This window comes from Sphingomonas citricola (assembly GCF_019429535.1).
GTDB lineage: Bacteria > Pseudomonadota > Alphaproteobacteria > Sphingomonadales > Sphingomonadaceae > Sphingomonas > Sphingomonas citricola.
On sequence record NZ_JAHXZM010000004.1, the window covers coordinates 121,850 to 148,410 of the forward strand.

Sequence of the window (26,561 nt, forward strand, 5' to 3'; positions counted from 1 at the left end):
GTTACTTGCCGCGCAGACCGTCGAACACTTCGGCGAAGCCGGGCTGGTTCTTGTGCTGGATACCCGAGCGCGCCGCCTCGATCACCAGCGGCTGCGGGTGGCCGTGGAGCGAGGCGATGATGATCTGCTTGACCACGTGATAGATCGCGGCGTCGGCGTCGATCACCTGCTTCAACCGCCCCGCGAGTGGCGAGACGATGCCGTAGGCCAGCAGCACGCCCATGAACGTGCCGACCAGCGCCGAGCCGATCATCGCGCCGAGGATCGACGGCGGCTTGTCGATCGAGCCCATCGTCTTCACGATGCCGAGCACCGCCGCGACAATGCCGAGCGCGGGCAGCGCGTCGGCGAGGCTCGACAGCGTCGTGTGCGGCCCCTCGACCTCGTGGTGGTGGGTCTTGATCGCATTGTCCATCACGTCCTCGACCGCGTGGACGTCGAGCGTGCCAGACGAGACGACGACGAGGCGCAAGGTGTCGGCGATCAGATTGACCAGCGTGTGGTCCTTCAGCAGCCGCGGATATTCGGCGAAGACCGCGGAGGAATTGGGATCCTCGACATGCGGCTCGAGCGCGATCGGCCCTTCCATCCGCAGCATCTTCATCAGTTTCGACACGAGGAAGATGACGTCGAGATAATCCTGCTTCTTGTACTTGGGGCCCTTGAACACCTTGGCGAGGCCGCCGCCCATCGCCTTCAGTTCCTTGCCCGAATTGCCGATGATCAGCGCGCCCGCGGCGGCGCCGCCGATGATGAGCATTTCGTGCGGGATCGCCTCGAACACGGGGCCGAGCGCGCCGCCGGTGATCGCGAAACCACCGAACACCATGACGAGTAGGACGACGAGGCCGATGCCGGCGAACATGCGCGATTCCCTGAACTGTTCGGGTCGTGGTTAACAGCTGGGTGGTAGCGAAGAGGTTAAGCCCGCGTGCTTTTGCACGCTGCCCGCGATCAGCGGATGTAGTCGAACAGCGACAGTTGCGAGAGCTTGGAAAAGCTCGCCTGCGTCGCCGAGAGGATCGTCATCGTCTTCTGCAATTCGGTGATCGCAGAAGTGACGTCGACGTCCTCCATGTCCGATCGCGCCGCCTCGCGGTCGGTCGACACCTGCGTGAAATACGTCGCCTGCAGGTCGACGCGGACCGCGCGCGCGCCGACCGAGGCCTGCGCCTGCGTGGTCTGCGCGGTGATGGTCGACAGGTCGCCGACATCCTCGCTCGACAGTGTATCGCCCGCCTCGAGCGTCGCGATCATGTCGGTCAGGACGGTGCCGAGATCGCGCCCCTCCTTGATCGTCAGCACGTCGCGCGCGGCGACGCTCGGCTGGACGGTCTGCCCGTCGCCGATCGGGATCGCGGAGGGCTGCCCCGCGGCGAAGGCGAGCGCACCCGTCGCGAGCTGGGTCACCGCGGGTGTCTCACCCTTCCCCGCCGCGGGCGCCTCCGAACCACCGAACAACGGCGCGCCGCGCGCGTCCTTTGCATTGGCGAGCCCGACGATGCTGGCGAGCACGTCCTTCAACTGTACCGCGATCGCCTTTTTCGCGTCGGCGGACAGCGTGCCGTTGCCCGCCTGGACGACGAGCTCGTTCGCCTTCTGCAACTGGTCGCCGATCGAGCCGAGCGTCGAGTCGGCCTGCGCCAGCACGCCCTGCGCGATCTTGACGTTGGCGCTGTAGGCGGTGTCGTTCGCCCCCGCGGTGCGCAGCCCCTGGAGCCGCTGATAGGCGACCGAATCGTCGGACGGGGCCTGCAGCCGCTTGCCCGTCGACACCTGTACCTGCAGCGCCTCGGCGCGCTGCGTCAGCGCGTTCATCGATGCAGCGGAGCGGCCGTAGAACCCGCTCGTGGCGAAACTGACCGACATCAACGGATCTCCATCAGCGACTGGAACACGTCCTTCGCGACCGAGATGACGCGGCTGGAGGCCTGATACGCCTGCTGGAAGCGCAGCAGCTGGACCGCCTCGTCGTCGAGATTGACCGCGCTGACCGAGTCGCGCGCGGTGATCGCGCCGGTGAGGATCGCGTTCTGCGCCTCGCCCACGATCTTGCGGTTGGCGATCGCGGCGGCATTGCCCGCGACGAGGCCGGTGATCCCCGCCTCGTAATCACCGCTCGCGCGTGTTGCCTGGAGATTGGCGAGATTGCTGCCGTCGCGCGTGCCGCCGCCGACCGACGCGGCGGCGATCTGTTTGGGATCGGTGATCGCGACCGTGAGCCGCGTGGTGTCGGCCGGATCGACCGCGAACATCGCCGCGCCCGCATCGTTGTTCAGGTCGCGGCCCTGCGCCTGCACGTCGTTGACGCCCGCGGCGAAATCACGTGCGGTGTCGGCGACGAGCCCGCGCGTGTCGACGATGCGCTGCGCGGCGTCCGCGATGCCGGCGAGCGAGCCGCCGTTCGGCTGGAACGTCGCGCTGTCCTTGCCGCCCGTGACCGTGAAGGTGACGTTGCCCTGCGCGCTGCGTGCGTAGGAGACGCGCCCCGCGCTGCCGCCCGACACGAGCGTCGGGCCGGTGTCGCCGCCGAGCCTGACATTCGCGCGACCCGCCGCGTCGAACGTCGCCGTCACGTCGGACAGCGCGCTCATCTGCTCGAGGAGCTGGTCGCGTTGATCGGCGAGGCTCGCGGCCCCCGCGCTGCCCGCGGTCGCCTTGCCGAGCCCGTCATTCACCTTCGCGAGCGCGCCGGCGAGATTGGACAAGGTTGCAGCGTCGCCGTCGGCGGTCTGGTCGAGGTCGGCCATGACCTGCGTCAGCGCGGCACCCGTGGCGGCGAACCCCGCCGCGACGCCCTGCGCGTTCTCGAGCATGACGCTGCGCTGCGCGAGCGAGGCGGGATCAGCGGCGAGCGCGGTCGCCGAGGTATAGAAACTGGTGAGCCGCCCCGACACGTCGGCGCCGGTCAGCGCGGTCTGGATCCGGTCGAGCCAGGCCGAGCCCGCCTGCGTGCGCGACAGGTCGGCTCCTGCGCTGCGCACCGCGGCCGACCGGATTGCGTCGGCTGCGCGCTGCGTGCCGGTGACGGTCACGCCGTAGCCATTGATCCCCTTGACCCCGGCGGCGGACACTTCCGCCATCTGCGCGGTGCGGCGGACGTAGCCGGCGGTGCCGGCGTTGGCGATATTCTCCGACGTCGTCGTCAGCGCGCCCTGGAACGCGCGAACGCCGCTGGCGCCGATGGAGAGGAGATCGCTCATCCCGGCAGCGTGCCACCGCCCTCGTTAAGATTCGGTTGCCCGCGGCTGAGGAAATCGGTCATCGCGCGGCCGATGCCGAGCGGGGTGTGCTCGGCCATCGCCTGCACCGTCTTCTGGTCCTGCATGTCGCGGAACGTGTCCAGCGCCTTGCTGTCGAACAATGGATCGGCGAGCTTTGCCTGACGCATCGATTTCAGCATCATGCCGGTGAAGACCGATTCGAACTGCTGCCCCGCCTTGGCGAGATTTTCCTTGGTGTTCGCGCGCGCGAAGGTGCCGGTGGTGGCGGACGGCGTGAGCGACGCGGTCGCGCCAGCGATATTCGGGGTGTCGGTCACAGGACGATCAGCTCCGCTTTCAGGGCACCGGCTTCCTTCAGCGCCTCCAGGATCGCGACGAGGTCGGCGGGGCTCGCGCCGATCGCGTTCACCGCCTTCACCACGTCGGCGAGTTTGGGGCCGGGGTTGATCAGGAACATCGGCTTGCGCTCCTCCTCGACCGAGACGCCCGACTTGCGCTCCAGCGCGGTCTGGCCCTGGCTGAAGGGGGCGGGCTGGCTGATCCGCTGATTCTCGTCGATGCGGACGGTCAGCTTGCCGTGGGTGACGGCGGCCGCGCCGACGCGGACCGCGGAATTGATGACCACGGTGCCGGTGCGCGCGTTGACGATCACCTTGGCGGGCGGCTCGGCACTCGTCACGTCGATGTTCTCGATCGTGCTCATCAGCCCCGCACGGATGTCGGCGCCGACGGGCGCGCGTACCGCGACCGAGACCGCATCGACCGCCTGCGCGGTGCCGAAGCCCAACCGCTGGTTGATCGCGGCGGCGACGTTCTGCGCGGTCGTGAAATCGGCGCGGGCGAGGTTGTAGGTGAGGAACGGCGTATCCGCGAACCCCGTCGCGACCGCGCGCTCAACCGTCGCCCCCTCCGGGATGCGTCCGGTGCTGGGCACGTTGACGACGATCGTCGACCCGTCCTTGCCCTCCGCACCCAGCCCGCCGACCGCGAGATTGCCCTGCGCCATCGCGTAGATCTGCCCGTCGGCACCCAGCAGCGGCGCGAGCACGAGGCTGCCGCCGCGCAAGCTCTTCGCCTTGCCCATCGAGGCAACGGTGATGTCGATCCGCTGCCCCGGCTTCGCGAACGGCGGCAGATCGGCGGTGATCATGACGACCGCGGCGTTCTTCAGCCCCGGATTGACGCCGGCGGGCAATTGCAGCCCGAAGCGCGAGGCGACCGCCTTCACCGACTGCACGGTATATTCGAGATTGTCGTCCCCCGTCCCCGGCAGGCCGACGACGATGCCGTAACCCGTCAGCTGGTTCGACCGAATGCCCTGGAACCCGCCCAGATCCTTGATGCGATCAGCGTGCGCGGGTGCGGCGAGCGCGGCCAGCGACAGCGCAGCCGCGAGCAGATGGCGGATAAGCGAACGGGCGTGGGCAAGGACTGTCATGATGGGCGAACCTAGACGGGTCATGGTTACCGCGGCGCTAACGCTGCCGCTCAGAACGGTGAGATCACGCCGAAGAAGCGCGACAGCCAGCCCTGGCGACTGGCGCGCGCGACGTCGCCCTTGCCGGTATAGGCGATCTGTGCGTCGGCGACGCGGGTGGAGGGGACGCGGTTGTTGATGTCGACGTCCGCCATCCGCACCAGCCCCTTGATCTGGACGTACTCGTCGCCGCGGTTGAGCGTGACGCGCTTCTGCCCCTGCACCAGCATCGTGCCGTTGGGATAAACCTGCGCCACGGTGACCGAAACCTCACCCGAGAGCGAATTGGCCTGATCGGCCGAGCCCGCGCCGTTGAAATTGCGGTTGCCGCTGGCGCGGATCGAATTCGGGTCGATGAACGACAGCGGCCCGGTCGCGGGCGGGGTCAGCCCCCCTGCCCCGGTCGAGTCGAGCTTCGACGACGCGGTCTTCGACGCCGCGGTCCGCTCGACCAGCACGATCGTCAGCGGATCGCCGACGCGGCGCGCGCGCCACCCCTCGGTCAGTGCGCCATAGCCGTCCGACACGTGAAAGATCGCGCCGTCGGCGGGTGGCGGCGCGACCGGGACGACGGGCGCGCGGACGACGGTGAAATCCTCCGGCGGCTTCTTCGCGCCGAACAGTTTCGCGTCGGCGGAAGACGGCACCAGCGCGGCGGCGACGAGCGCTGCCGCCGTCGCGCCGAGCGCGAGCTCGATCCAGTGCGCGGAGATGGAATGGGGCATGCGGCTGGCCATCGGATGTTCTGCCGTCAGATGTTCTGGTTGACGTATTTGAGCATCTCGTCGGTCGCCGAGATCATTTTGGAATTGACCTCGTACGCACGCTGCGTCTCGATCATGTCGACCAGTTCCTCGACCACGTTGACGTTCGATGCCTCGAGCGCGCCCTGGCGTACCTTGCCGCGCCCGTCCTCGCCCGCGATGCCGAGGTTGGCGGCACCCGAGGACGCGGTCTCGCGCAGGTAATTGTCGCCGGTGCTCTGCAAGCCAGCGGCGTTGGGGAAGCTCGCGACCTGGATCTGCCCCAGGTTCTGCGCCTCGGTCTGCCCCGGTATGGTCGCCGACACGGTACCGTCGAGCCCGATCGTCACCTGCGTCGCGTTGGGCGGAATGGTGATGCCGGGCATCACCTGATAGCCTTCGCTGGTGATGAGCTGACCCTCAGGGCTGCGCGAGAAATTGCCCGCGCGGGTGTAGCCGAGTTCGCCGCCGGGCAACTGCACCTGGAAATAACCGTCGCCGTCGAGCATCATGTCGAGCGAATTGCCCGTCTGCTGCGTCGCGCCCTGCGTATCCATCCGCGCGGTGCCCTGCACGCGCACGCCGCTGCCGAGGTTGAGGCCGGTCGCGTACTTGCTCTCCGAGCTCGACGCCGCACCCGCCGCGGTCACGACCTGGTACGACAGCGTCTCGAACGCCGCGCGGTCGCGCTTGTACCCCGTCGTATTCACGTTCGCGAGGTTGTTCGAGATGACGCGCATCCGCATGTCCTGGGCGTCGAGCCCGGTGCGCGCGATGTGCATGGCGGCGGTGGTCATGGGCGGATTCCTGTTCGTTCAGATCGTGGGCGGTTGGCGGGTTGGTCGGCGGCGCGGCGCGTTACGTCGGCAGTCGCATCAGCGACGCGCTCGACTCGTCCATCGACTTGGCTTCCTTCAGCAGGTTGGCCTGCACCTCGTAGCTGCGCTGGTTCTCGATCATGTCGACGAGTGCCTTGGTCATGTCGACGTTCGACCCTTCGAGCGCACCCGAGGCGAGTTTCGCGTCGAGGTTCTCGGGCAGGTTGCCGCCGCCCTTGACGTGGAGAAGGTTGTCGAGCCCCTTCACCGTGCTCGATCCCTTGTCGGAGACGAGCTTGATCTTGTCGATCACGGTGGTCTCGGTCGCTGCGGCGCCGAGGGGCACGATCGAGATCGAGCCGTCGCCTGCGATCGACAGTGACTGGTACGGCGGGATGGTGATCGGTCCCGACTGGCCCATCACCAGGAACCCGTCGCCGGTCTGGAGCGTGCCCGACTGCGTGACCGACAGGTCGCCGCGACGCGTGTACGCCTCGCTGCCGTCCGCGGCCTGCACCGCCAGCCACGTGTCGTTACCGGTCAGCGCGACGTCGAGATTGCGCCCGGTCTGCTGGATCGTGCCGGGCGTGCGATCGGCGTCGGTCACCTCCTCCGCGGTCGGCTGACGCGCCGATAGCGCGGAGGTGCCGTCCGACAGCGTGATGCGGTCGAACACGACGCGGTCGGCGCGAAAGCCGGTGGTGGACGCGTTCGCCATGTTGTTGGCGATCGCCGCCTGCGCCGCCATCTGCGCGCGCAAGCCAGTCGCCGCGGTATAGACGAGCTTGTCCACCTATCCTGCTCCCCCGGTCCGTTCGCTCAAGCGCGGATGTTGAAGATGGTCTGCGAGATCTGGCTCGCGGTATCGAGCGCCTTCGAGTTCGCCTGGAAGTTGCGCTGCGCCGCGATCAGGTTGACCAGCTCCTCGGTGATGTCGACGTTCGACCCCTCGATCGTGCCCGACATCAGCTTGCCGAAACCATTCTCATTCGACGTCCCCATCGTCGCGGTTCCCGACAGGCCGGTCGAGGTCCAGTAATTGCCGCCGTTCTGCTTCAGCCCCGTAGGGTTGACGAAATTGGCGAGCGCGACCTTGCCGAGCTTCACCGAATCGCCGTTCGAGTAGCTGGCGGTGATGATGCCCGCTTCGTCGACCGAGACACTGGAAAACTCGCCCTTCGCCTTGCCGTCCTGGCTGCGCGAGACGACCGCGAACGGCTGCTTGGCGGCGGTGCTGCCGGTCAGGTCGAACGAGATCGTCTGCTGCGCGGTTCCTGCGGCACCGGCTGGCGTCGTGGACAATGCGATCGCACCGGTCGGCGCGGTCATGTTGCCGTCACCGTCGAACGTCACCTTGGTACCGTTGCCGTTGTTGAGCGGCGCGCCCGCGGCGTAGCTGTACATCGTCCACGAGGTCGCACCCGACGGATCGTTCGGCGCATCCTTGACGAAATAATTGGTCAGCGTGGTCGTGTTGCCCGCCGCATCGATGATCGAGGTGCTGGTCGCGGTGTTGTAGGTCGACGCGTCGGCGGCGTTGAAATTGCCCGCGATCTGCGTCGCGGCGGCGTTCAGCTTCATCTGCAGCGTCACCGTGCCGGTCGCGACCGATTCGCCGCTGTTGAGCGGGATGCGCACGTCGCCGACCTTGCTGTTGGCGGGCACGGTGCCATCGGTTTCGACCGCGTAGGCCTGCAACCGGCTGCCCTGCGAGTCCGCGATGAAGCGATTGGGATCGACCAGAAACGCGCCGTTGCGGGTATAGGCCTGCGTCCCGACCGCGTTGGGCATCTTCACCGAGAAGAAGCCGTCACCCGCGACCGTCAGGTCGAGCGAATTGCCCGTTGTCTGGAGGCTGCCTTCGCTGAACTGCTGACGATTCTGCTGCAACACCGCGCCCGAGCCGACCATGCGCCGCGGGTCGGAGGTGAAGTTCGATGCCATCACGTCGGCGAACTCGCTGCGCGACTTCTTGAAGCCGTTGGTCGAGACGTTGGCGAGGTTGTGGCTGATCGTCGACAGATCGGTCTGCGCGGCCTGGAGGCCCGAAAGCGAAGTGTAGAAGGACATGAGCGTAAACTCCGGGAAAAGCGATGAAAGGGAGGGAATTCAGCCGATCTGGCGAATGGCGCTGGCGGGGATTTCGCCGAGGCCGGGCGCGGTCAGCACCGTCTGGCCGGTGGCGGTCGAGACGGACTGGACCGGCGCCCAGACGAGATTGGTCGCTGACACCGACTGGCCGCCGTTTGCCGCGGTGACGCTGACGGTGAAGGGGCCTGTCCCCGCGTCCTCGCCGGCGTCGGTCTTGCCGTTCCAGTCGTAGTTGACGGTGCCGCCCGATTGTTTGCCGAGCGACAGGTTCTTCAGCACCATGCCGTTCGCGTCGGTGATGGTGACGCCAACGTCGCTCGCCGCGCCGCCCAGCTCTACCGCACCCGCGATCCCGCCCGAGGTCCGCGCGTAGGCGGTGGTACCCGGCGTCAGCACCGTTTTCCCGATGTAGCTGACCGCATCGGCGGTGGTGGTCGCGCCGAGCTTGTCCGAAATCGCCTTCAGCGTCGTCGACATCTCGGTGATGCCCGCGAGCGACGAGAATTGCGCCATCTGCGCGACCATCTGCGTGTTGTCGACCGGGTTGAACGGATCCTGGTTCTTCATCTGCGCGGTCATCAGCTTCAGGAAATCGCTCTGGTTGAGCGTTGTCTTGGTGCCGGTGAGCGCGGTGGTCGCGTTCGTCGCGGCGCCCGTCGCACTGGTGCTCGTACCGATCGTGGAGATTTGCGTCATGCTCAGCGGCCCAGCTTGAGGGTATCGATGATGAGCGACTTGGCGGTCTGCATCACCTCGACGTTGTTCTGATAGGTGCGCGCCGATTCCATCATGTCGACCAGCTCGCGGGTTTCATCGACTGCGGCCTCGAACACATTGCCGTCCTTGTCCGCCATCGGGTTGGCGGGGTCGTAGCGCTTGGTCGGCGTCTCGCCCGCGGTGACGATCCGCTCGACGTCGACCGTGGAAAGGCCGGAAGCGGCGTCGTAGCTGGTGCGGAAGACGGGCTTGATCGTCTTGTAGGCGGCGTCGGCCGACGATGCGATACCGCCCGCGTTCGCGAGGTTCGACGCGCTGGTGTTCATCCGCGTCAGCTGCGCGGACATCGCGCGCCCCGCGGTCTGGAAGATGGAAACGGGGGTGCCCATGCGCTTATTCCCCCTTCAGCGCGCGGGTGATCTGACCGATGCGCCCGTTCAGGAACGACAATGTGGTCTGATACTGAACCGCGTTCTCGGCGAAGGCGGTCTGCTCCGAGGCGAGCTCGACGGTGTTGCCGTCCATGCTCGGCTGGCTCGGCACACGGTATTTGGTCTGCGCGGTGATGCCCGCGTCGATGTTGCCGGTCGCGCTCGCGCTTGCCAGCGCCGACTTCCAGTCGACGTCGCGCGCCTTGAACCCGGGGGTCGACGCGTTCGCGATGTTGGACGCGAGCACACCCATGCGCTGCGCCCGCACCTCCAGCGCGGTTCCGTGTACCCCGAACAGACTGTCGCCAGCCATGCAAACTGCCTCCTGCGATGCGCCGACAGGGCGCTCGCGAGGATGACAGCAAAGCGCGTGCCAAATAGTGTTCGCGCCGGGGGCGGGGGCTGTCTGGTCCCGGACGGCATCGCCGGGCGGCAAAGGCTTGCCGGTTGCCGGCAAACGACGCTGCCGCTCGCCCGACGCGCCCCGTCACGCGCAGCCGAGCAACCGCACCGCCCGGTTTGGCACGCGGCTTGCGGATGTGCGGGCAATGACTCCCGGCATCTTTCTCGATCCCGTCGCAATCGCCATCGTCTTCGGTGGCACGCTGCTGGCGACCGCATTGCGCACGCCCGCGCCCGAGCTCGTTCGCGCGGTGGCGGCGCTCCGCGTGCTCGCGCGGCGACGGTTTTCGGCGACACCGCTGCTCGAGCAGATCGTCGCGCAGGATCGGATCGCGCGGCGGCACGGCGCGATGGCGCTCGATCGCAGCGTGATCGCTGACCCGGACGTCGCCGCGGGGATCGCCGGAGTGGTCGACGGTGCCACGCCCGAGGCGATCGCCGCCGACCTGGAGGCGCGCCGCCGCGCGCGGATCGAGCGTCACCTGGGTGCCGCCGATTGCTGGGCAGCCGCAGCCGAGGCGGCCCCCGCGATGGGGATGGTCGGGACGCTGGTCGGGCTGGTGGTGATGTTCACGCGCATGAGCGATCCGACCGCGATCGGCGGCGCGATGGCGGTGGCGCTGCTCGCGACGCTCTACGGTGCGCTGGTCGCCAACCTGATCGCGATGCCGATCGCGGCGCGGTTGCGCGCGGCGGCGCGGGTCGAGGCGACCGAACGCCAGCGGCTGGTCGCGCCGCTGATCGCGCTCGCCGTACGCGAGGCGCCGCGCATGACGGGTGTTTCCACCCTGCGGGCGACTGCGGCGTGACGACGGGCGCGATCGCCACCGCGCCAGGTCACGGCGACGTGGACTTTCCCGCGCCGGCGCCGGCGCGTCCCTTGTGGCTGATGACGCTCGCCGATCTCGCGCTGCTGCTGGTCGGTTTCTTCGTCCTGCTCGAGGCCAACTACCAGCTCGACCCGCGCGCGATCACGCGCGCCGTCGCGGTGGGGCTGGGCGCCGAGCCGCCGCCGCTCGCGGTCGCGGCGCAGATCGTGCCCGGCTTCGCGCCGCATTCGGCCCGCCTGCCGACGCGCGTCGACGCGATCGCCGCCTGGGCGCGCGACGAACTGCGCGACCCACGGGTCGGGCTTCGCATCACCGGCGCGACCGACGGCAGCCCGACCGACGTCGATGCCGCGACCGGCAGCGCCGCATTGCTCGCCACCGACCGCGCGCGTGCGGTCGCCGCCGCGCTCGCCGAGGCGGGCGTGCCGATTGAGCGTACGCAGATCTCCAATGCCGGCGGGGACGCCCACCCGGCGCGCCACGTCCTCATCACGCTCGCCTTCGTCGGCGAGAAAGGAACACGATGATCATCCTCTCGCTCCTTGCCGCCGCGGCTTTCCAGGATGTCGCCTCGCTCGACCGCGCGGTCGCCGCGTTCACCGCGCGACCGATCGGCAGCGAGGGCGGCGCGCGCGCGGCCGTCGACCCGCGGCTGCGGCTGGCGCAATGCCCGACGGTCGCCCTGTCGTGGCGCAGCGACGCGCACGACGCGGTGGTGGTGTCGTGCGCCGGGCCCGACTGGCGCATCTTCGTCCCCGTGCTCGCCCCGCCCCGCGCCGCGGCGGCCACGCCCGCGGTCGTGAGCGCGGGCGGGGCGATGACCCCCAAGGCGCTGCCGCCGGTGATCCGGCGCGGCGATCCCGTCACGATCGAGGCGGGGTCCGACGGCTTCTCGATCACGCGCGAAGGGGTCGCGATCGGCGATGCCGCACCCGGCGCCCGATTGATGGTACGCGTCGACGGCACGCCGCGCCCCGTGCAGGCGGTGGCGGTCGATACGGGTCGCGCGACGCTGCCCGGCTGGAGCGAATGAAAAAAGTCCTAAAGCCGGCCGCCGGTTGGTCGTTTCTTCCGATGTCAGCGACGACCAACAGGTGCGGACATGGTGGATTCAGTCAATCCGACGACGATCAAGGCAAACGATCCACGCATCGGCGGGGTGACGCGGGTCGCGGCAGCGCGCCCGGTCGCGACGCAGAATGCGCCGTCGTCGCCGACCGTGTCGGCACCCGCCGCCGCCCCGACGCTTGCCCGGACGATGGCGGCATCCGCCCCGGTCGACACGAGCCGCGTCGCACTGATCCGGGATGCGGTCGAACAGGGCCGCTATCCGCTGTCCCCCGCGAGCGTCGCCGACGCGCTGATCGCCGCCCGTTACGAGTGGATGTCGCATGACGCGTCGTGATGCCCTGGTCCGCGTGATCGACGCGCTGCACGCCGAGATTTCCGCGCTGAAGGCGAACGACGTCTCCGGGCTGGAACGTGCCACCAGTGGAAAGCTGAAGGCGATCGAGACGCTGCAGCAGCTCGGCGACGGGCCCGCCACGCCCGAGCTTCGCGGATTGGCGGAGGAAGCCGATCGGCTGAACGACACCTGCCGGATCTACGTCAACCTGATGGCGGCAAATGTTCGCCGCCGCCTGCAAGTCCTGTCCGCCGATTCTGCCGGCGCCTACGGTCGCGGCAAGCTCGCCTACGCCTGACACCGGTTGCCGGGCGCGCCCAAGGCGCGCTTGGCACGCCCCTTGCTGATCGAGCGGCTCAGAACAGGGCCTCATCAAGATCAGCATGACCGTTTCCGCGATCACCTCTGCGAGCCAGCGCGTCACCTCCGCGATCCAGCGCGCGTCGGCGCGCACCGGCATCGATTTCCAGTATCTGATGGGTCAGGCGAAGCTGGAGAGCGGCTTCAACGTCAACGCCCGCGCCGGTACCTCCTCGGCAAGCGGATTGTACCAGTTCATCGAGCAGAGCTGGCTCGGCGTGATGAAGCAGCACGGCGGCGAGCACGGGCTGAGCTGGGCGGCGGACAGCATCCAGAAGGTCGGCGGGCGCTATGTCGTGACCGGGGGCAACCGCGACGCGGTGCTGGGCTTGCGCAACGATCCCGAGGTCGCGAGCCTGATGGCGGCCGAGCATGCGAGCGACAACAAGGCCGCGATCGAAGGAGCGACCGGGCGTCCCGCCACCGGCACCGACCTCTACATGGCGCATTTCCTGGGGCTGGGCGGCGCGAAGCAATTCCTGTCGGCGATGGCGTCCAACCCGGCGCGTGACGCGGCGAGCCTGTTCCCGGCGGCCGCGCATGCCAACCGCAGCGTCTTTTACACGAGCGACGGCAGCGCGCGCTCATTGTCCGACGTGTATCAGCGTTTCGCGAGCAAGCTGGGCGACGGCGCGGACGCGTCGGGCAGCGGCGTCGCCGCCACCGGCAACCTGTCGACGATGCAGTTCGCCGCGCAGGCGCTGGGAATGGGTGACGACGCGACTGTCGTGACCGGCGCGGGCGAGAGCGCGAGCGACGCGCTGTCATGGGCACGCTCGACGCTTGGCCAGATCAAGGGGCAGGCGGCGGGCCAGGCGTCGTTGCTACGCCCAAGCCCCGACAATGCGCGGCTCGCCTATCTGATGCTCGCGTCGATGGGGGGACGCTGAGATGAAGCTGCTCGCCAACGCCCGTCAGGCCGCACTTCCTGCGGCGATCCTGCTGCTCGTCGTGCTGATGGTCGTGCCGATCCCGGCCGCGATGCTCGACGTGTTCTTCATCATGAACATCACGATCAGCCTGGCCGTATTGATGGTCGCGCTGAACGCGGAAAAACCGCTCGATTTCTCCGCCTTTCCGACCGTGCTGCTGTTCGCGACGCTGTTCCGGCTCGGGCTCAACGTCGCGTCCACCCGCGTCGTCCTGGTCCACGGCCACGAGGGCGAAGCGGCGGCGGGGCACGTGATCGAGGCGTTCGGGACGTTCGTGATCGGCGGCGACTATGTCGTCGGGCTGTTCGTGTTCGCGATCATCGTCATCATCAACCTGATCGTCGTGACCAAGGGTGCGGGCCGCGTGTCGGAGGTATCGGCGCGCTTCACGCTCGACGCATTGCCCGGCAAGCAGATGGCGATCGACGCCGACCTGAACGCGGGGCTCATCACCCCCGACGAGGCGAAGAAACGCCGCGTCGACGTCGCGACCGAGGCCGAATTCTACGGCTCGATGGATGGTTCGTCGAAGTTCGTGAAGGGCGACGCAATCGCGGGGCTGCTGATCCTCGCCGCCAACATCGTCGGCGGACTGATCCTGGGGCCGGTCAGCCACGGGCTCGGCATCGCCAAAGCGGCGCAGACCTATACGATGCTGGCGATCGGCGACGCGCTGGTCGCGCAGGTACCCGCACTGCTCTTGTCGATCGCCGCCGCGTCGATCGTCACCCGGGTAAAGTCGGACAAGGATCTAGCGGGGCAAATCGGCAGCCAGTTCGGCTCGGCGCGCACCTGGACGCCGGTCGCCGCGATCCTGACGCTCTTGGGCGTGCTGCCGGGCATGCCGCACCTCGTCATCCTGCCGATCGCGGGGATCGCCGGGTTCGCCGCGTGGAAGCTTAACCAGATCGCCAAGCGCCCCGCCCCCGCCGAGCCCGTGCCCGTCGCCGAGGCGCCCGACCTGTCGAAGATCGGCTGGGACGAGGTGACCGAGGGGATGATGGTCAACCTCGACATCGGCTACGGCCTCGTGCCGCTGGTCGACGAGCGCCGCGGCGCGCCGCTGATGGCGCGGATCACGGGCGTGCGCCGGCAATTGTCGAAGGAACTCGGCTTCGTCGTGCCGCAGGTCCGCGTCCGCGACGACATCAATCTCGCGCCCTATACCTATCGCCTGATGCTGGGCGGCGTGTGCGTCGGCGAGGATCAGGTCTCTCCCGACGAGATGCTGGCGCTCGATACCGGACAGGGGTTCGGCGAACTGCTCGGCAAGAAGGCGAAGGACCCGACCTTCGGGCTCGATGCGACCTGGATCGCGCCGGGCGACGCCGATGCCGCGACCGGTCAGGGGTATCTCGTGGTCGACGCGGGCACCGTGATCGCGACGCACCTCAACCACGCGCTCGGCGCCAATTCGGCTGACCTGCTCGGTGCCGACGAGGTGCAGGCGCTGCTCGACGGGTTGAAGGAACGCTCGCCGCAGCTCGTCGCGTCGCTGTGCCCGCAGCCGCTGCCGCTCACCACGCTGACCGCGGTGCTGCGCGCGCTGCTCGCCGAGGGCATCCCGTTGAAGGAATTCCGCCGCATCGCCGCCGCGATCTCGGCCTGCGCGCAGCACAGCGCGAACGCCGACGAAATCGTCGAGCTGGCACGCCCGCTGCTCGGCGGCCTCATCATCCAGAAGCTGGCGGGGGTGCGCGAGCCGCTGCGCGTCATGACGCTCGAGGGCGGGCTTGAGCAGTTGCTGGGGCAAGCGATGCGCGCCGACCCGTCGCGCCGCCACGTCATCGAACCCGATCTGGGCCGCCGCATCGTCGACGCGCTGCAGGCCGCAGCCCAGCCGATGATCGCCGAGGCCAAGCCTTTCGCACTCGTCGTCCAGCCCGCGATCCGCGTCGCGGTCCGCAAACTCGTCCGAACCGTTCTGCCGGATACCCCTGTCATGAGCTTCTTCGAAGTACCCGAGGACAAGGCCGTCGAGGTCGTCGCCGTGATCGGCGGCGCCGCGCAGCCGGCGACGATCGGCCAGCAGCAGGCGCTGGCGGCATGACCGCCGAGCCGATGCGGGACGCGTTCAGCAACGCGCAGCCGGTGACGGGCCCGGCCCTCACCACCACCCCCCTCACCTATAGTCCGCGCGTACGCGCGCGCGACGATGCCGCGCTGGTGCAGGCGCATTTGCCGCTCGTCCGCCGGATCGCGTGGCATGTCCACGGCTCGGTCTCGACCGCGGTCGAGGTCGAGGATCTGATCCAGGTCGGCCTCGTCGCGCTGGTCGAGGCCGCCGCGGCGTTCGAGGATCGCGGCCAGGTGACGTTCAAGCAATATCTGACCACGCGGCTGCGCGGCAGCATGATCGACGAGTTGCGCCGCCACGCCGCGATGACGCGCGGCGCGATCCGCCGCCGGCGCGAATATGCGCGCGCGACCAGTGCGCTCGCCGGCGAACTGGGCCGCGCGGCGACCGAGCGCGAGCTCGCGGCGCGGATCGGCGTCTCGGTCGAGAAATTGCGCAGCGATTACGCCAGCGCCGACGCGGTCAAATACGAATCGATCGACGAGGTCTATGCCGACGATCAGCCGTGGTTCGCGAGCGACGAGCCCGATGCGTTCACGCAACTGGCGGACGCCGAGCAGCGCGACTGCCTCGTCGCCGCGATCGCCGCGCTGCCCGAGCGCGACCAGCTGGTGATCCAGCTCTACCACGTCGAGGAACTGAACCTCGACGAGATCGGCCAGGTGCTGGGCGTCGGCGCGGCGCGCGTCTGCCAGATCAAGGCGGCGGCGCACGCCAAGCTGAAAAAGGCGATGCTGCGCCGCTGAGCGCGCGCCCTTCCCTCCACACCCCGCCCCGCCCGCGCGACGAGCGCCGGCGGGGTTTCTTTTGCGCCGGCGGTGCGTTGGTCACGGCGAAGGAGATGATGCATGACCGACCAGCGTAGCCCCGAGCCCGAACTGCCGATCGGCGACGTGGACGCGAGCGGCGTCCCGCTCGGCCACGAGGCGGAGCGTCGCCCGGCGGAAAGCGACGACGATACCGCGGCACACGACGACGGCACCGACATGGATACCGACGACCTGACCGTGCAGGGCGGAGAGTAATCGCGCCACCGGTCCGCGTCGTGGACGACACGTCGTGGAAGGTCACTAAGGTCACACCCCTACGCGTACGCGCGGGCGCGCGGGTGAAGATAGCGATGTTAAAGAGCGGACCGCCGCCGCTCTGCCGCGGGTGCTGCGTGTAGGACAGCCCGGACGAGCGAAAGCCCCGGCGGTCGCGTGACCGCCGGGGCTTCGTTTCACCCAAAGGCTGGTTCGGGCTTAGCCGAGCAGCTTGAGCACGCCCTGGCTCGACTGGTTCGCCTGGCTGAGCATCGCGGTCGACGCCTGCGACAGGATCTGCGCCTTGGCGAGCGCGGTCGTCTCGGTCGAGAAGTCGGCGTCCTCGATGCGGCTACGCGCATCCGACAGGTTGGTCGCATTCGAGGTCATGTTGTTGACCGCCGATTCGAGACGGTTCTGCACCGCGCCGAGACCCGCGCGCGTCGTCGAAATCTGCTTCAACGCTTTATCGAAATCGTCGAGCGACGGCACGACTGGCGTAGCTGCGGCGGAGTCGCCGGTCATACCGGCGGCCGTCGTGTCCATGTCGACCACCTTCGACAGCGCATTGTTGGTGGTGTCATTCTTCGTCAGATAGTCGAGCGAGATCGACAGCGTGTCGGTGCTGTTCGCGCCGGTCTGGATCGTCACGGAGCGTGCCGCCGGCGTGGTCGCGCCGTCGCCCGCGAACAGCGTCTTGCCGTTGAACGTCGTATTCTTAACGACAGACCGGATCTGATCGGCGAGCGCATCCTGCTCCTTGTAGATGTTCTGCTTGTCGCTGTCCGAATAGGTGCCGTTCGACGATTGCACGGTCAGCTCCCGCATCCGTTGAAGCATGTTAGTGACTTCGTCGAGCGCACCCTCGGCAGTCTGCGCCAGGCTGATGCCGTCGTTCGCGTTGCGAATGCCCTGGTTCATGCCCTTGATCTGAGCGGTCATCGAACTGGCGATCGCGAGACCGGCGGCATCGTCCTTGGCCGAGTTGATCCGCTTGCCGCTCGACAGGCGCTCCATCGAGGTGGCGAGCGACTTGCCCGCGGCAGTCGAGGCATTGGCGGCGCGGAGCGAGGAAATGTTGCTGTTGATCACGGTCATGGCAGGGTCTCCATCCATCGGCACCGCTGCTGCCCCCACGGCGACCACGATGCGTTCGCCCCATGAAACGACCGGCAGGCGCCGGGTTTAAGAACTTTCCACGTGAAATTTTGATCAGGCATGCATGGACGCGGAAAGGGGCCCCGGCATGTCGCCAGAGCCCCTCGATCACGCGGATGCGCGGCGTCCGAGTGGGGGCGACGCCGCCCCCGCCGGCGCGGGATCAGCCGAGCAGCTTCAGCACGCCCTGCGCCGACTGATTCGCCTGGCTGAGCATCGCGGTCGACGCCTGCGACAGGATCTGCGCCTTGGCGAGGGCGGTCGTCTCCGTCGAGAAATCGGTGTCCTCGATCCGGCTGCGCGCGTCGGACAGGTTGGTGGCGTTGTTGGTCATGTTGTTGACCGCCGATTCAAGCTGGTTCTGCGTCGCACCGAGCCCGGCGCGCGCAGTCGCGACCTGCTTGAGCGCGTTGTCGAACTTGGTGAGGTAATCGCTTGTCCCCGCGGTGCCGGCGTCTGCCACGGTTACGTCGATGGCCAGCGCCTTATTCACGTCGCTCTGCGTCGCCGTTGCCGAGTCATTGATCTTGCTCAGCGAGATCGAGACGAAATCGTTGGCATTCGCCCCGGTCTGAATCTTCACGCTGGTGGTCGACCCGTCGAACAGCGCGGTGTTGTTGAACTTGGTGTTGGCGAGCACGTCCGACACCTGCGAACCGAGCGCGGTCATTTCCGCCTTGATGTTCTTCACGTCGTCGGTCGAATAGGTGCCGTTCTTCGCCTGCACGGTCAGCTCGCGCATGCGCTGAAGCATGTTCGACACTTCGTCGAGCGCGCCCTCGGCAGTCTGCGCCATCGAGATGCCGTCGTTGGCGTTGCGCACGCCCTGGTTCATGCCCTTGATCTGCGCGGTCATCGACGAGCTGATCGCGAGGCCGGCAGCATCGTCCTTGGCCGAGTTGATGCGCTTGCCGGTCGACAGACGCTCCATCGAAGTCGACAGCATACCCTGTGCCTTGGTGCCCGCGTTCGACGCGCGCAGCGAGGAGATGTTGCTTCCGATAACGGTCATGGGTTTGCTCCAGATCGGCCCCGACCGCCGCCCCCATGGCGGGGAACCAGGTGCCTGCATTTCCAAACGACCGGCGCGAGGCGGATTTTAGCAGTAAATCGCTCGCGCGCTTCGTCCGCGCGCCTGCCCAGACGCGACAAACCCCGGCCGCTGCGTGGCGACCGGGGTTCGCGGACGGAGCCGATACCCAAACGGGGGCGGCGCCGGCTCCGGACAAAATCAGCCGAGCAGCTTCAGCACACTCTGCGTCGACTGGTTCGCTTGACTAAGCATCGCAGTCGACGCCTGTGACAGGATCTGCGACTTGGCGAGTGCGGTCGTCTCGCTCGAGAAATCGGTGTCCTCGATCCGGCTGCGCGCGTCCGACAGGTTGGTCATGTTGGAGGTCGTGTTGTTAACCGCCGACTCAAGCCTGTTCTGCGACGCGCCCAAGCTGGCACGCGTACTTGCGATCGTCGACAGGGCGGTATCGTATTTCGCGAGCGTCGCGCCAGCGTTGACCGCCGTTGCGCCCGCCACGTCGGTGATCGCGGTCGCGTCCGTCAATCGCTTCAAGGTGATCGTAACTGAGTCAGTCGAATTGGCCCCGGTCTGGATCTTAACGCTGCCGTCGGTGCCGGCAGCCGGCGTCCCCGCCGTCGAGCCGTCGAAAAGCTTGGTGTCGTTGAACTTAGTATTCTTCAACACATCAGTGATCTGCGTCGACAGTGCGTCCTGCTCAAGCTTAATATTGGCGGTATCGTCGGTCGAATAGGTGCCGTTCGATTTCTGCACTTCGAGCTCGCGCATACGCTGAAGCATGTTCGAAACTTCATCGAGTGCGCCTTCCGCGGTCTGCGCCAGGCTGATGCCGTCGTTGGCGTTGCGGATGCCCTGGCTCATGCCCTTGATCTGCGCAGTCATGCTCGACGAGATCGCGAGGCCCGCCGCGTCGTCCTTGGCCGAGTTGATGCGCTTGCCGGTCGACAGGCGCTCCATCGAAACCGACAACGCCTTGCTCGCCATCGTCGACGCGTTGGTGGCGCGCAGCGCCGAGGTATTGGATGCGATAACGGTCACGTTTGTTCTCCTGTGCCCAAAACCGCCCGCCGCCCCCCGTTCGTTCGAGGCAGGAAACCGAGCCGTCAGCGCATCAAACGACCGGTCGCCGGCATGATTTAGCCGTTTTTGCCGCCCGTCCGGCAACCTGCCGCCGCACAGCACGCCGCCCCGCCCCGCCTCGCGCGCGCTCGCCTGCGTGTAGGAAACACCCCGCGCGCGCGGGGGCGGGCGGGCCCGGAAATTATCTGCCGGCAAGGGCGGCAACGATACGCGGCGTTAACCAATGCGGCGGCAAAAGGAGCGCACCAACAGGGGAATCGATTTCATGCGTTCGATCGTGCCGTCGGCGAGAGTGATGAACGAGCATCTGACGCTCGTGTCGTCCTTGCGCGCGCAGGGTTTTGCGGTGGAGTTGCCCGGCGGGCGCGCGCAGCCGGGTGCGGGGCATCTGGTGGCGGATGGCGAGGCGATGGCGGTGCCGGCGCGCACGCTGATCGTCGCGCGCGCCGAGGCGGGTGAGCGCCCGAGCGTGGTGCCGTTCCGCGACGGCCAGCCCGCGCGGATCAGCTACGCGCACGGCGATGCCGCAGTCGGCAACGCCTTTGCCCGCGCACTGATCGGCGGCCCGGCGCTGCCGACCGCGGCCGACCCCGAGAGCCTGGCGCTCCTCGCACTCGCCGAGCGCGTCGCGGAGGCCGACATCACCGTGCTGATCAACGGGCCGACCGGCACCGGCAAGGAAGTGCTGGCCCGCACGATTCACGCGAACTCCGCGCGGGCCGACGGCCCGTTCGTCGCGCTCAACTGCGCCGCGCTCCCCGAGACGATGCTGGAGGCGATGCTGTTCGGGCACGTGAAGGGCAGCTTCACCGGCGCGAGCAGCGCGGGCGACGGTTTCTTTCGCGCCGCGCACGGCGGGACGATCCTGCTCGACGAGATCGCCGAGATGCCGGTCGGGTTGCAGGCAAAGCTACTGCGCGTGCTGCAGGAGCGCGAGGTGGTGCCGATCGGCGCGACGCAGCCGGTGCCGGTCGACGTCCGCGTGATCGCCTGCGCCAACCGCGATCTTCAGGCCGAGGTGGCGGGGGGCCGGTTCCGCGCCGATCTTTATTACCGCCTGTCGGTGTTTCCGCTGACGACCAAGGCGCTGGCCGAGCGCGCGCAGGACATCCCGGCGCTCGCCGCGACGATGATCCTGCGCCACGCAGGCGCGCGCGCCACCGTGCCGTGGCCGTCGGACGACGCGATCGCGGCGCTGATGGCGCACGACTGGCCGGGCAACGTGCGCGAGCTGGAAAACGTGATCCAGCGCGCGTTGCTGTTCGCCGGCAACGCCGAGGTGATCGAGGCGCACCACATCCTGTTCGACCGGCCGGTCGCGGCGGTACCGGTTACGCTGCCGGTGACCGAGCAGGCCGACGAGCCCGCGACGCTGGGTCAGGTCGTGCAGCTCTCTGAATTCGCGAAGATCCGCGAAACGCTGGCGGCGTGCGGCGGCAGCCGGATCGAGACCGCGCGTCGGCTCGGCATTTCCGAGCGGACACTGCGCTACCGCCTCGCCAAGGCACGCGAGCAGGGTGACGATCTCGCGTCGGCCAACACGCTCCGGGCGATCGGCGCATGAGCGCGATCGGAGGGGTCGGCGGCGTCGACCGCGTGATGGCGCTCAGGGCGCAGATCCTGGAGCGCAACAGCGCGTTGCAGCGCGCGAACGCGACCGCAGGCGCGGCCGCGCCCGAGGCGGCGACCGCCGCCGCGCCGACCAGCTTCGCCGACACGATGCAGAACGCGCTCGCGAAGGTGAACGACGGCCAGCAGCGCGCGACCGCATTGTCCGAGCAGTACGAACGCGGCGAGACGATCGACATCGCCAAGGTGATGCTCGCCCGGCAAGAGGCATCAATCGGTTTCGAGGCGACGATGCAGGTCCGCAACAAGATCCTGTCCGCGTACAAGGACATCATGAGCATGCCGGTCTGACATGAGCAACGCACTCGCCCCTGCGAACAATCTCGTGCCCGAGAAGTTCGCCAATCCGCTGCGCCAGATCCAGGGCGCGCTGGCCCAGCCCGCGGTCCGCCGCGCGGGGCCGATGGCGCTGATGGTCGGGTTGATCGGCGCGGCCGGGCTCGCCTGGTCGGCGCTGTCGACGCCGCCGCAGAAGACGCTGTTCGCGGGGCTGCCCGACGCCGACAAGGCGGCCGTCACCAGCGCGCTGACCGCGGCCAATATCCCCAGCCACATCGACGATGGTGCTGGCACGCTGACCGTTGCCGAGGAGGATTATTCCAAGGCGCGCCTGCTCCTGGCGGGGCAAGGCCTGCCCAAGGCGGCGCCGGGCGGTTACGCGATCCTCGACCAGTTGCCGATGGGCGTCAGCCGCGCGGTCGAGGGCGAGCGGTTGCGCCAGGCGCGCGAAACCGAACTCGCGCGCTCGATCCAGGAAATCGACGCGGTCGCGGAAGCGCGCGTTCATCTGGCGGTGCCCGAGGTGTCGGTGTTCGTGCGCGACAATGCCGCGCCGTCGGCGTCGGTGGTCGTCAAGCTGCAGGCCGGGCGATCGCTGTCGGACGCGCAGGTCGCCTCGATCATCAACCTCGTCGCCTCGTCGGTGCCGGGGATGAAGCCCGACTCGGTCACCGTGGTCGACCAGCTCGGCGCGCTGCTGAGCAAATCGGGCGACGGCGGCAGCGACAGCGGCGATGCGCGGCTGCGCGTCCAGCGGCAGGTCGAGGACAAGGTCCGCCAGCAGCTGAACGCGCTGCTGACCCCGCTGGTCGGCGCGGGCAATTTCACCGCCGAGGTGCAGGCCGACGTCAACATGGACGAGACCAGCGCGACGCGCGAGAGTTACGAGAAGCAAGGCGCGCTGCGCGCCGAGACGGGCAATTGGACCGGCAATCAGGCGAACACGCAGGCGCCGGGCGGTATTCCCGGATCGCTCAGCAACACACCGCCGCCCGCCTCGCAATTGTCGACGCCGCAGCCGGCGACGGGCAATCCGGGCACGCCCGGCGCTGCCCCCACCGCGGGCGGCCCGGCCCCCGATGCGAACAAGCAGTCGGACAGTTTCCAGCGCGCCTATGATCTGGGCAAGGAAGTGTCGGTGACGCACGCGACGCCGGGCAGCATCAAGCGGCTGTCGGTCGCGGTGCTGCTGCGCGATCCCGAAAAGGGTCGCCGCACCGCGATGGAGATCAACCAGATCGACAGCCTGGTGAAATCCGCGGTCGGCTTCGACGGCAACCGGCAGGATCAGGTGACGGTCATCAGCCGCAAGTTCGCGGGCGCCGACGACGCGGCGAAGAACGGCCCGGCGTGGTACGACAACAACTGGCTGCCCGTGCTGGCGCGCAACCTGACCGCGATCGTCATCGCGCTGCTGGTGCTGCTGCTGGGCGTGCGCCCGATCGCGAAGGTGTTGATGAAGAAGCGCGAGGAAGCGACCCCTGCCCTGCCCGGCACCGCGGCGGTCGGCAGCGACGGCGAGCCGCTGCCCGCATCCGACGCCGAGGGCGCACCCGCGATCACGGTCGCGCCGCCCGTCAGCCTGGAACAGATCGCGGCGAGCCGCAGTTACGAGGAGAAGATCGGCGCGGTGCGCGGCTTCACGCGCGACAATCCGGCGCGCGCGGCGCTCGCGGTCCGTGACATGATCATGGCGGACGCCAAGTCATGAGTGAGCAGGTCCCGATGCGCCACTTCACCGGCGTCGAGCGCGCCGCAGTGCTGATGATGCTGGTCGGCGAGGAGGAAGCCGCCGCGATCCTGCAGAAGCTGGAGCCCGAAGAGGTCCGCCGCCTGGGCAGCGCGATGTTCGCGGTCGCCGACGTGAGCGAGGACGACGTCGAGCTGGTGCTCGAGGATTTCGTCGGCCGCGCACGCGAGCGCAACGGCATCGCGTTCGATCCCAAGCCGCACGTCGCGGCGGTGATGAACCGCGCGCTGGGGCCGGAAAAGGCCGAAAGCGTGCTGGCGCGGATCACCCCGGCGGAAGCCGCGTGCGAGATCGAGCTGCTCGACTGGCTCGACGCGCCCGAGATCGCGCAGATGCTGGAGAAGGAGCATCCGCAGATTGCGGCGGTGCTGATCGCCAACCTCGATCCCGCGGTCGGCAGTCAGGTGCTGGAGCTGTTGCCCGACGCGGTGCAGCCCGACATCCTGCACCGGATCGCGAAGCTCGGCCCGATCACGCCCGAGGCGGTCGAAACGCTGCGCCAGATGATCGCCAATCGCACCGCGACGCGGTCGGGTCGCGGCCCCGCGCAAGGGTTGCAGCTCGGCGGCACGCGCGAGGCGGCGAAGTTGCTCCAGGGCGCGCGCAAGGCGACCGAGCAGCGCGTGATGCCCAAGCTGTTCAAGCTCGACCGCGACGTCGCCAAGCAGATCGAGGAGGCGATGTTCATCTTCGACAATTTGCTCGACATGGACGACAAGAATCTGGGCACCTTGATCCGCAACGTCGACGGCGACGTGCTGACTCGCGCGCTGAAGGGCGTGGACGAGATTGCGCGCAATCGCTTCCTCGGTTGTATGTCGGCGCGTGCCGCCGACGGCATCCGCGACGAGATGGAAGCGCGTGGGCCGATGAAGCTGACCGAGGTGCTCGACGCGCAGAAGGCGATGATCCAGATCGCGCGCAATCTGGCGAAGGACGGCACGATCCAGATGGGTGCGGGTGACGACGATTATGTCTGAAGCAGGGTTCGTCACGCGTCCGACCGGCGCCCCGAGCGACACCGGGGGGTTCGTCGTCGGTTTCCCCGCGCGGCGCGATGCCGCGGCGATGGCGCTCGCCGACAGCCACGCGACGCGCGTGCCGGGGTTCACCCCTGCCGAGCTGATCGCGCGGATCGAGGAAGCGTTCGCGGGCGGGCCGAAGCATTTCTCGCCCGCCGCCCCCGACACCAACCCCACCGAAGGCTGGGACCCGATGGATGCAGAAGCGGAGCCGACGCCGTTCATCGATCCGATCGAGACCGCGCGCGAGGCGGGGTTCGCCGAGGGCGTGGCGGCGGCACGCGCCGAGATCGAGGCCGAGGCAGCGCGCGACGGTGCGCTGCTGACCGGGCTTGCCGCCGCGCTGGCGCAGGCGGGCGGGTTCGACCGCGACCTGCTGGCCGGGCGGCTGCGCGCGACGGTGATGACCCTGGTGTCGCGCGTAATCGGCGAGGCGGGCGTATCCGCCGACCTGCTCGCGCGCCGCGTCGAGGCGGCGACCGACCTGTTGGCGGACGCGAGCGAACCGGCGATGCTGCGCGTCCACCCCGACGACGTCGCGCTGCTCGACGGGCATCTGCCCGCGAGCGTGTTCGCGGTCGGCGACGAGCAGGTCGCGCGCGGCAGCTTCGTGCTGGAGGCGGCATCCACGATCGTCGAGGACGGGCCCGAATTGTGGCTCGATCAGCTGACCGCCGCGATCGACCGCGTCGCGCTGCCCGCCTGATCGCACCCGCCCGACCTAACCGCCTGATCTGAACTGGCCGACACGCACATGCTCAACCGCTTCTCGGGCGACTATCTCGACACGATCGCCAGCGCCGATTTCGCGCCGCGCGCGCGCGTGTCGGGGCGGCTGTCGTCGTACGACGGGTTGCTGATGGAGGCGGTCGGGCTGTCGTTACCGGTCGGCACGGTCTGCCGCGTCGGCGACCATGTCGAGGCGGAGGTGATCGGGTTTCGCGGCGGGCGCACGCTGATGATGAACCTGGGCGGCCCCGCGCCGCTCTTGCCGCAGGCGCCAGTGCGTCCGCTGGGGGCGGCGGGCGAAGCGGAAGTGGGTGCCGCGATGCTCGGCCGCGTGGTCGACGGCGCGGGCAAGCCGATCGACGGCCTGGGGCCCATCCGCGGCGCCGGGCACTGGCCGCTGGCGGGCAAGCTGCAATCCCCGCTCGACCGCGGGCGCGTGCTCGAGCCGCTCGACGTCGGGGTGCGCGCAATCAACGGCTTGCTGACGATCGGTCAGGGGCAGCGCGTGGGCATCATGGCGGGATCGGGCGTCGGCAAGTCGGTGCTGCTCGGCATGATGGTGCGTGCGGCGCAGGCCGACGTGATCGTCATCGGGTTGATCGGCGAGCGCAGCCGCGAGGTCGCCGATTTTCTCGAAACCAAGGTCGCGGGCGAGGCGCGCGCGCGCTCGGTGGTGGTCGCGGTGCCCGCCAACCATTCGCCGGTGCTGCGCATCCGCGGGGCACTCCGCGCGACCGCGATCGCCGAAGCCTTCCGCGCCGAGGGCAAGAACGTGCTGCTGATCATCGATTCGCTCACCCGCGTCGCGCACGCCGGCCGCGAGATCGGGCTGGCGCTGGGCGAGCCCGCGTCGGCGCGCGGCTATCCGCCGTCCGCGATCGCGATGCTGCCCAATCTGATCGAGCGCGCGGGCTCCGACGTCCACACCGGCGGCGCGATCACCGCGATCTACACCGTGCTCGCGGACGGCGACGACGGCAACGATCCGGTGGTCGATTCGGCGCGATCGATCCTCGACGGGCATATCGTGCTGACGCGCGCGCTGGCGGAAGCGGGCGTGTACCCCGCAATCGACGTATCGAAATCGGTCAGTCGCGTGATGACCGATATCGCCCAGCGCCCGCATCTGGCGGCGGCGCGTGCGCTCCGGCGGCATCTGGCGACCTACGAACAGAACCGCGACCTCGTGCTGATGGGCGCGTATCGGGCGGGCAGCGACGCCGCGATCGACGCCGCAATCGCCTATCATCCAGCGGTGATGGAATTCGTCCGGCAAGATACCGACCAGTCGGTCAACCTCGATGACGCGGTGGCCGAATTGACCGGCGTGTTCGGCGACGCCTGATGCC

At 68.5% G+C, this 26,561-nt stretch carries 30 protein-coding genes; 15 read left to right on the forward strand and 15 right to left on the reverse strand.

Translation table 11 applies throughout. The features are described from left to right. Nucleotide 1: 1 nt before the first annotated feature. The 12 genes from motA to flgB all read right to left on the reverse strand — a co-directional run bounded on the left by motA (nt 2) and on the right by flgB (nt 9,814). The gene (gene motA / locus KZ810_RS11145; RefSeq protein WP_219769190.1) at nt 2-865 is read right to left on the reverse strand and encodes a flagellar motor stator protein MotA; all 864 of its coding nucleotides are present in this window, start codon (nt 863-865) and stop codon (nt 2-4) included. An 89-nt stretch (nt 866-954) separates the two neighbouring features. After that, complete coding sequence (locus KZ810_RS11150) at nt 955-1,869, reverse strand: flagellin N-terminal helical domain-containing protein (RefSeq protein WP_219769191.1); 915 nt, start codon at nt 1,867-1,869, stop codon at nt 955-957. Continuing rightward, nucleotides 1,869-3,203, reverse strand: a complete 1,335-nt coding sequence (flgK, locus tag KZ810_RS11155; protein WP_219769192.1) for a flagellar hook-associated protein FlgK — start codon at nt 3,201-3,203, stop codon at nt 1,869-1,871. Before flgK ends, KZ810_RS11150 begins: the two co-directional genes overlap by 1 nt. Next, on the reverse strand, nt 3,200-3,541 hold the full coding sequence (locus KZ810_RS17385; RefSeq protein WP_219769193.1) for a rod-binding protein: 342 nt from the start codon (nt 3,539-3,541) through the stop codon (nt 3,200-3,202). Before KZ810_RS17385 ends, flgK begins: the two co-directional genes overlap by 4 nt. Further along, complete coding sequence (locus KZ810_RS11165; RefSeq protein ID WP_258044793.1) at nt 3,538-4,662, reverse strand: flagellar basal body P-ring protein FlgI; 1,125 nt, start codon at nt 4,660-4,662, stop codon at nt 3,538-3,540. The genes KZ810_RS17385 and KZ810_RS11165 overlap by 4 nt, the downstream gene beginning before the upstream one ends. A gap of 50 nt (nt 4,663-4,712) precedes the next feature. Next, nucleotides 4,713-5,426: a flagellar basal body L-ring protein FlgH gene (locus KZ810_RS11170; protein ID WP_258044794.1), complete on the reverse strand. Its 714-nt coding sequence runs from the start codon at nt 5,424-5,426 to the stop codon at nt 4,713-4,715. A gap of 26 nt (nt 5,427-5,452) precedes the next feature. Continuing rightward, nucleotides 5,453-6,241 (reverse strand): flagellar basal-body rod protein FlgG, encoded by a 789-nt coding sequence (gene flgG / locus KZ810_RS11175; protein WP_219769195.1) that lies wholly within the window; start codon nt 6,239-6,241, stop codon nt 5,453-5,455. A 61-nt stretch (nt 6,242-6,302) separates the two neighbouring features. Beyond that, complete coding sequence (locus KZ810_RS11180) at nt 6,303-7,055, reverse strand: flagellar basal body rod protein FlgF (RefSeq protein WP_219769196.1); 753 nt, start codon at nt 7,053-7,055, stop codon at nt 6,303-6,305. Between the two features lie 26 nt (nt 7,056-7,081). Further along, nucleotides 7,082-8,332, reverse strand: a complete 1,251-nt coding sequence (locus KZ810_RS11185) for a flagellar hook protein FlgE (protein WP_219769197.1) — start codon at nt 8,330-8,332, stop codon at nt 7,082-7,084. A 39-nt stretch (nt 8,333-8,371) separates the two neighbouring features. Then, the gene (locus KZ810_RS11190) at nt 8,372-9,049 is read right to left on the reverse strand and encodes a flagellar hook assembly protein FlgD (RefSeq protein WP_219769198.1); all 678 of its coding nucleotides are present in this window, start codon (nt 9,047-9,049) and stop codon (nt 8,372-8,374) included. Nucleotides 9,050-9,051: 2 nt separating this feature from the next. Further along, nucleotides 9,052-9,459, reverse strand: a complete 408-nt coding sequence (flgC, locus tag KZ810_RS11195; RefSeq protein WP_219769199.1) for a flagellar basal body rod protein FlgC — start codon at nt 9,457-9,459, stop codon at nt 9,052-9,054. A 4-nt stretch (nt 9,460-9,463) separates the two neighbouring features. After that, complete coding sequence (flgB, locus tag KZ810_RS11200; protein WP_219769200.1) at nt 9,464-9,814, reverse strand: flagellar basal body rod protein FlgB; 351 nt, start codon at nt 9,812-9,814, stop codon at nt 9,464-9,466. Between the two features lie 235 nt (nt 9,815-10,049). Here flgB and KZ810_RS11205 point away from each other — a divergent pair, with 235 nt between their 5' ends. The 9 genes from KZ810_RS11205 to KZ810_RS11245 all read left to right on the forward strand — a co-directional run bounded on the left by KZ810_RS11205 (nt 10,050) and on the right by KZ810_RS11245 (nt 16,532). Then, nucleotides 10,050-10,712, forward strand: a complete 663-nt coding sequence (locus KZ810_RS11205; protein ID WP_219769201.1) for a motility protein A — start codon at nt 10,050-10,052, stop codon at nt 10,710-10,712. Then, complete coding sequence (locus KZ810_RS11210; RefSeq protein ID WP_219769202.1) at nt 10,709-11,260, forward strand: flagellar motor protein MotB; 552 nt, start codon at nt 10,709-10,711, stop codon at nt 11,258-11,260. Before KZ810_RS11205 ends, KZ810_RS11210 begins: the two co-directional genes overlap by 4 nt. Next, nucleotides 11,257-11,766: a flagella basal body P-ring formation protein FlgA gene (locus KZ810_RS11215; protein WP_219769203.1), complete on the forward strand. Its 510-nt coding sequence runs from the start codon at nt 11,257-11,259 to the stop codon at nt 11,764-11,766. Before KZ810_RS11210 ends, KZ810_RS11215 begins: the two co-directional genes overlap by 4 nt. Nucleotides 11,767-11,835: 69 nt before the next feature. Next, the gene (flgM, locus tag KZ810_RS11220) at nt 11,836-12,138 is read left to right on the forward strand and encodes a flagellar biosynthesis anti-sigma factor FlgM (protein ID WP_219769204.1); all 303 of its coding nucleotides are present in this window, start codon (nt 11,836-11,838) and stop codon (nt 12,136-12,138) included. Beyond that, nucleotides 12,125-12,436: a flagellar protein FlgN gene (locus tag KZ810_RS11225; RefSeq protein ID WP_219769205.1), complete on the forward strand. Its 312-nt coding sequence runs from the start codon at nt 12,125-12,127 to the stop codon at nt 12,434-12,436. Before flgM ends, KZ810_RS11225 begins: the two co-directional genes overlap by 14 nt. 85 nt (nt 12,437-12,521) lie before the next feature. Further along, the gene (locus KZ810_RS11230; protein WP_219769206.1) at nt 12,522-13,388 is read left to right on the forward strand and encodes a lytic transglycosylase domain-containing protein; all 867 of its coding nucleotides are present in this window, start codon (nt 12,522-12,524) and stop codon (nt 13,386-13,388) included. A gap of 1 nt (nt 13,389) precedes the next feature. Further along, nucleotides 13,390-15,480, forward strand: a complete 2,091-nt coding sequence (gene flhA, locus KZ810_RS11235) for a flagellar biosynthesis protein FlhA (protein ID WP_219769207.1) — start codon at nt 13,390-13,392, stop codon at nt 15,478-15,480. Further along, entirely contained in the window at nt 15,477-16,253 is a 777-nt protein-coding gene (locus KZ810_RS11240; RefSeq protein ID WP_219769208.1) for a FliA/WhiG family RNA polymerase sigma factor, read from the forward strand. The genes flhA and KZ810_RS11240 overlap by 4 nt, the downstream gene beginning before the upstream one ends. 102 nt (nt 16,254-16,355) lie before the next feature. After that, a complete protein-coding gene (locus KZ810_RS11245) occupies nt 16,356-16,532 on the forward strand; it encodes a hypothetical protein (RefSeq protein ID WP_219769209.1) in 177 nt (58 codons plus the stop codon). Between the two features lie 219 nt (nt 16,533-16,751). Here KZ810_RS11245 and KZ810_RS11250 read toward each other — a convergent pair whose 3' ends face one another. From KZ810_RS11250 to KZ810_RS11260, 3 genes are all read right to left on the reverse strand, one after another. Next, nucleotides 16,752-17,630, reverse strand: a complete 879-nt coding sequence (locus KZ810_RS11250) for a flagellin N-terminal helical domain-containing protein (RefSeq protein ID WP_219769210.1) — start codon at nt 17,628-17,630, stop codon at nt 16,752-16,754. Between the two features lie 223 nt (nt 17,631-17,853). Further along, nucleotides 17,854-18,702, reverse strand: coding sequence for a flagellin N-terminal helical domain-containing protein (locus tag KZ810_RS11255; protein ID WP_219769211.1), 849 nt, complete (start codon nt 18,700-18,702; stop codon nt 17,854-17,856). Nucleotides 18,703-18,921: 219 nt separating this feature from the next. Next, nucleotides 18,922-19,761 (reverse strand): flagellin N-terminal helical domain-containing protein, encoded by an 840-nt coding sequence (locus KZ810_RS11260; protein ID WP_219769212.1) that lies wholly within the window; start codon nt 19,759-19,761, stop codon nt 18,922-18,924. Between the two features lie 307 nt (nt 19,762-20,068). On the opposite strand from KZ810_RS11260, the gene KZ810_RS11265 reads away from it, so the two are divergent. The 6 genes from KZ810_RS11265 to KZ810_RS11290 are packed head-to-tail and all read left to right on the forward strand — an operon-like array spanning nt 20,069 to nt 26,557. Next, nucleotides 20,069-21,367, forward strand: a complete 1,299-nt coding sequence (locus tag KZ810_RS11265; protein WP_219769213.1) for a sigma-54 interaction domain-containing protein — start codon at nt 20,069-20,071, stop codon at nt 21,365-21,367. Next, on the forward strand, nt 21,364-21,723 hold the full coding sequence (gene fliE, locus KZ810_RS11270; protein WP_219769214.1) for a flagellar hook-basal body complex protein FliE: 360 nt from the start codon (nt 21,364-21,366) through the stop codon (nt 21,721-21,723). The genes KZ810_RS11265 and fliE overlap by 4 nt, the downstream gene beginning before the upstream one ends. A 1-nt stretch (nt 21,724) precedes the next feature. Then, the gene (gene fliF / locus KZ810_RS11275) at nt 21,725-23,422 is read left to right on the forward strand and encodes a flagellar basal-body MS-ring/collar protein FliF (RefSeq protein ID WP_219769215.1); all 1,698 of its coding nucleotides are present in this window, start codon (nt 21,725-21,727) and stop codon (nt 23,420-23,422) included. After that, nucleotides 23,419-24,441: a flagellar motor switch protein FliG gene (gene fliG, locus KZ810_RS11280; RefSeq protein ID WP_219769216.1), complete on the forward strand. Its 1,023-nt coding sequence runs from the start codon at nt 23,419-23,421 to the stop codon at nt 24,439-24,441. Before fliF ends, fliG begins: the two co-directional genes overlap by 4 nt. Next, the gene (locus tag KZ810_RS11285) at nt 24,434-25,189 is read left to right on the forward strand and encodes a FliH/SctL family protein (protein ID WP_219769217.1); all 756 of its coding nucleotides are present in this window, start codon (nt 24,434-24,436) and stop codon (nt 25,187-25,189) included. Before fliG ends, KZ810_RS11285 begins: the two co-directional genes overlap by 8 nt. A gap of 48 nt (nt 25,190-25,237) precedes the next feature. Continuing rightward, entirely contained in the window at nt 25,238-26,557 is a 1,320-nt protein-coding gene (locus KZ810_RS11290; protein ID WP_219769218.1) for a FliI/YscN family ATPase, read from the forward strand. The last annotated feature ends 4 nt before the right edge of the window (nt 26,558-26,561 follow it).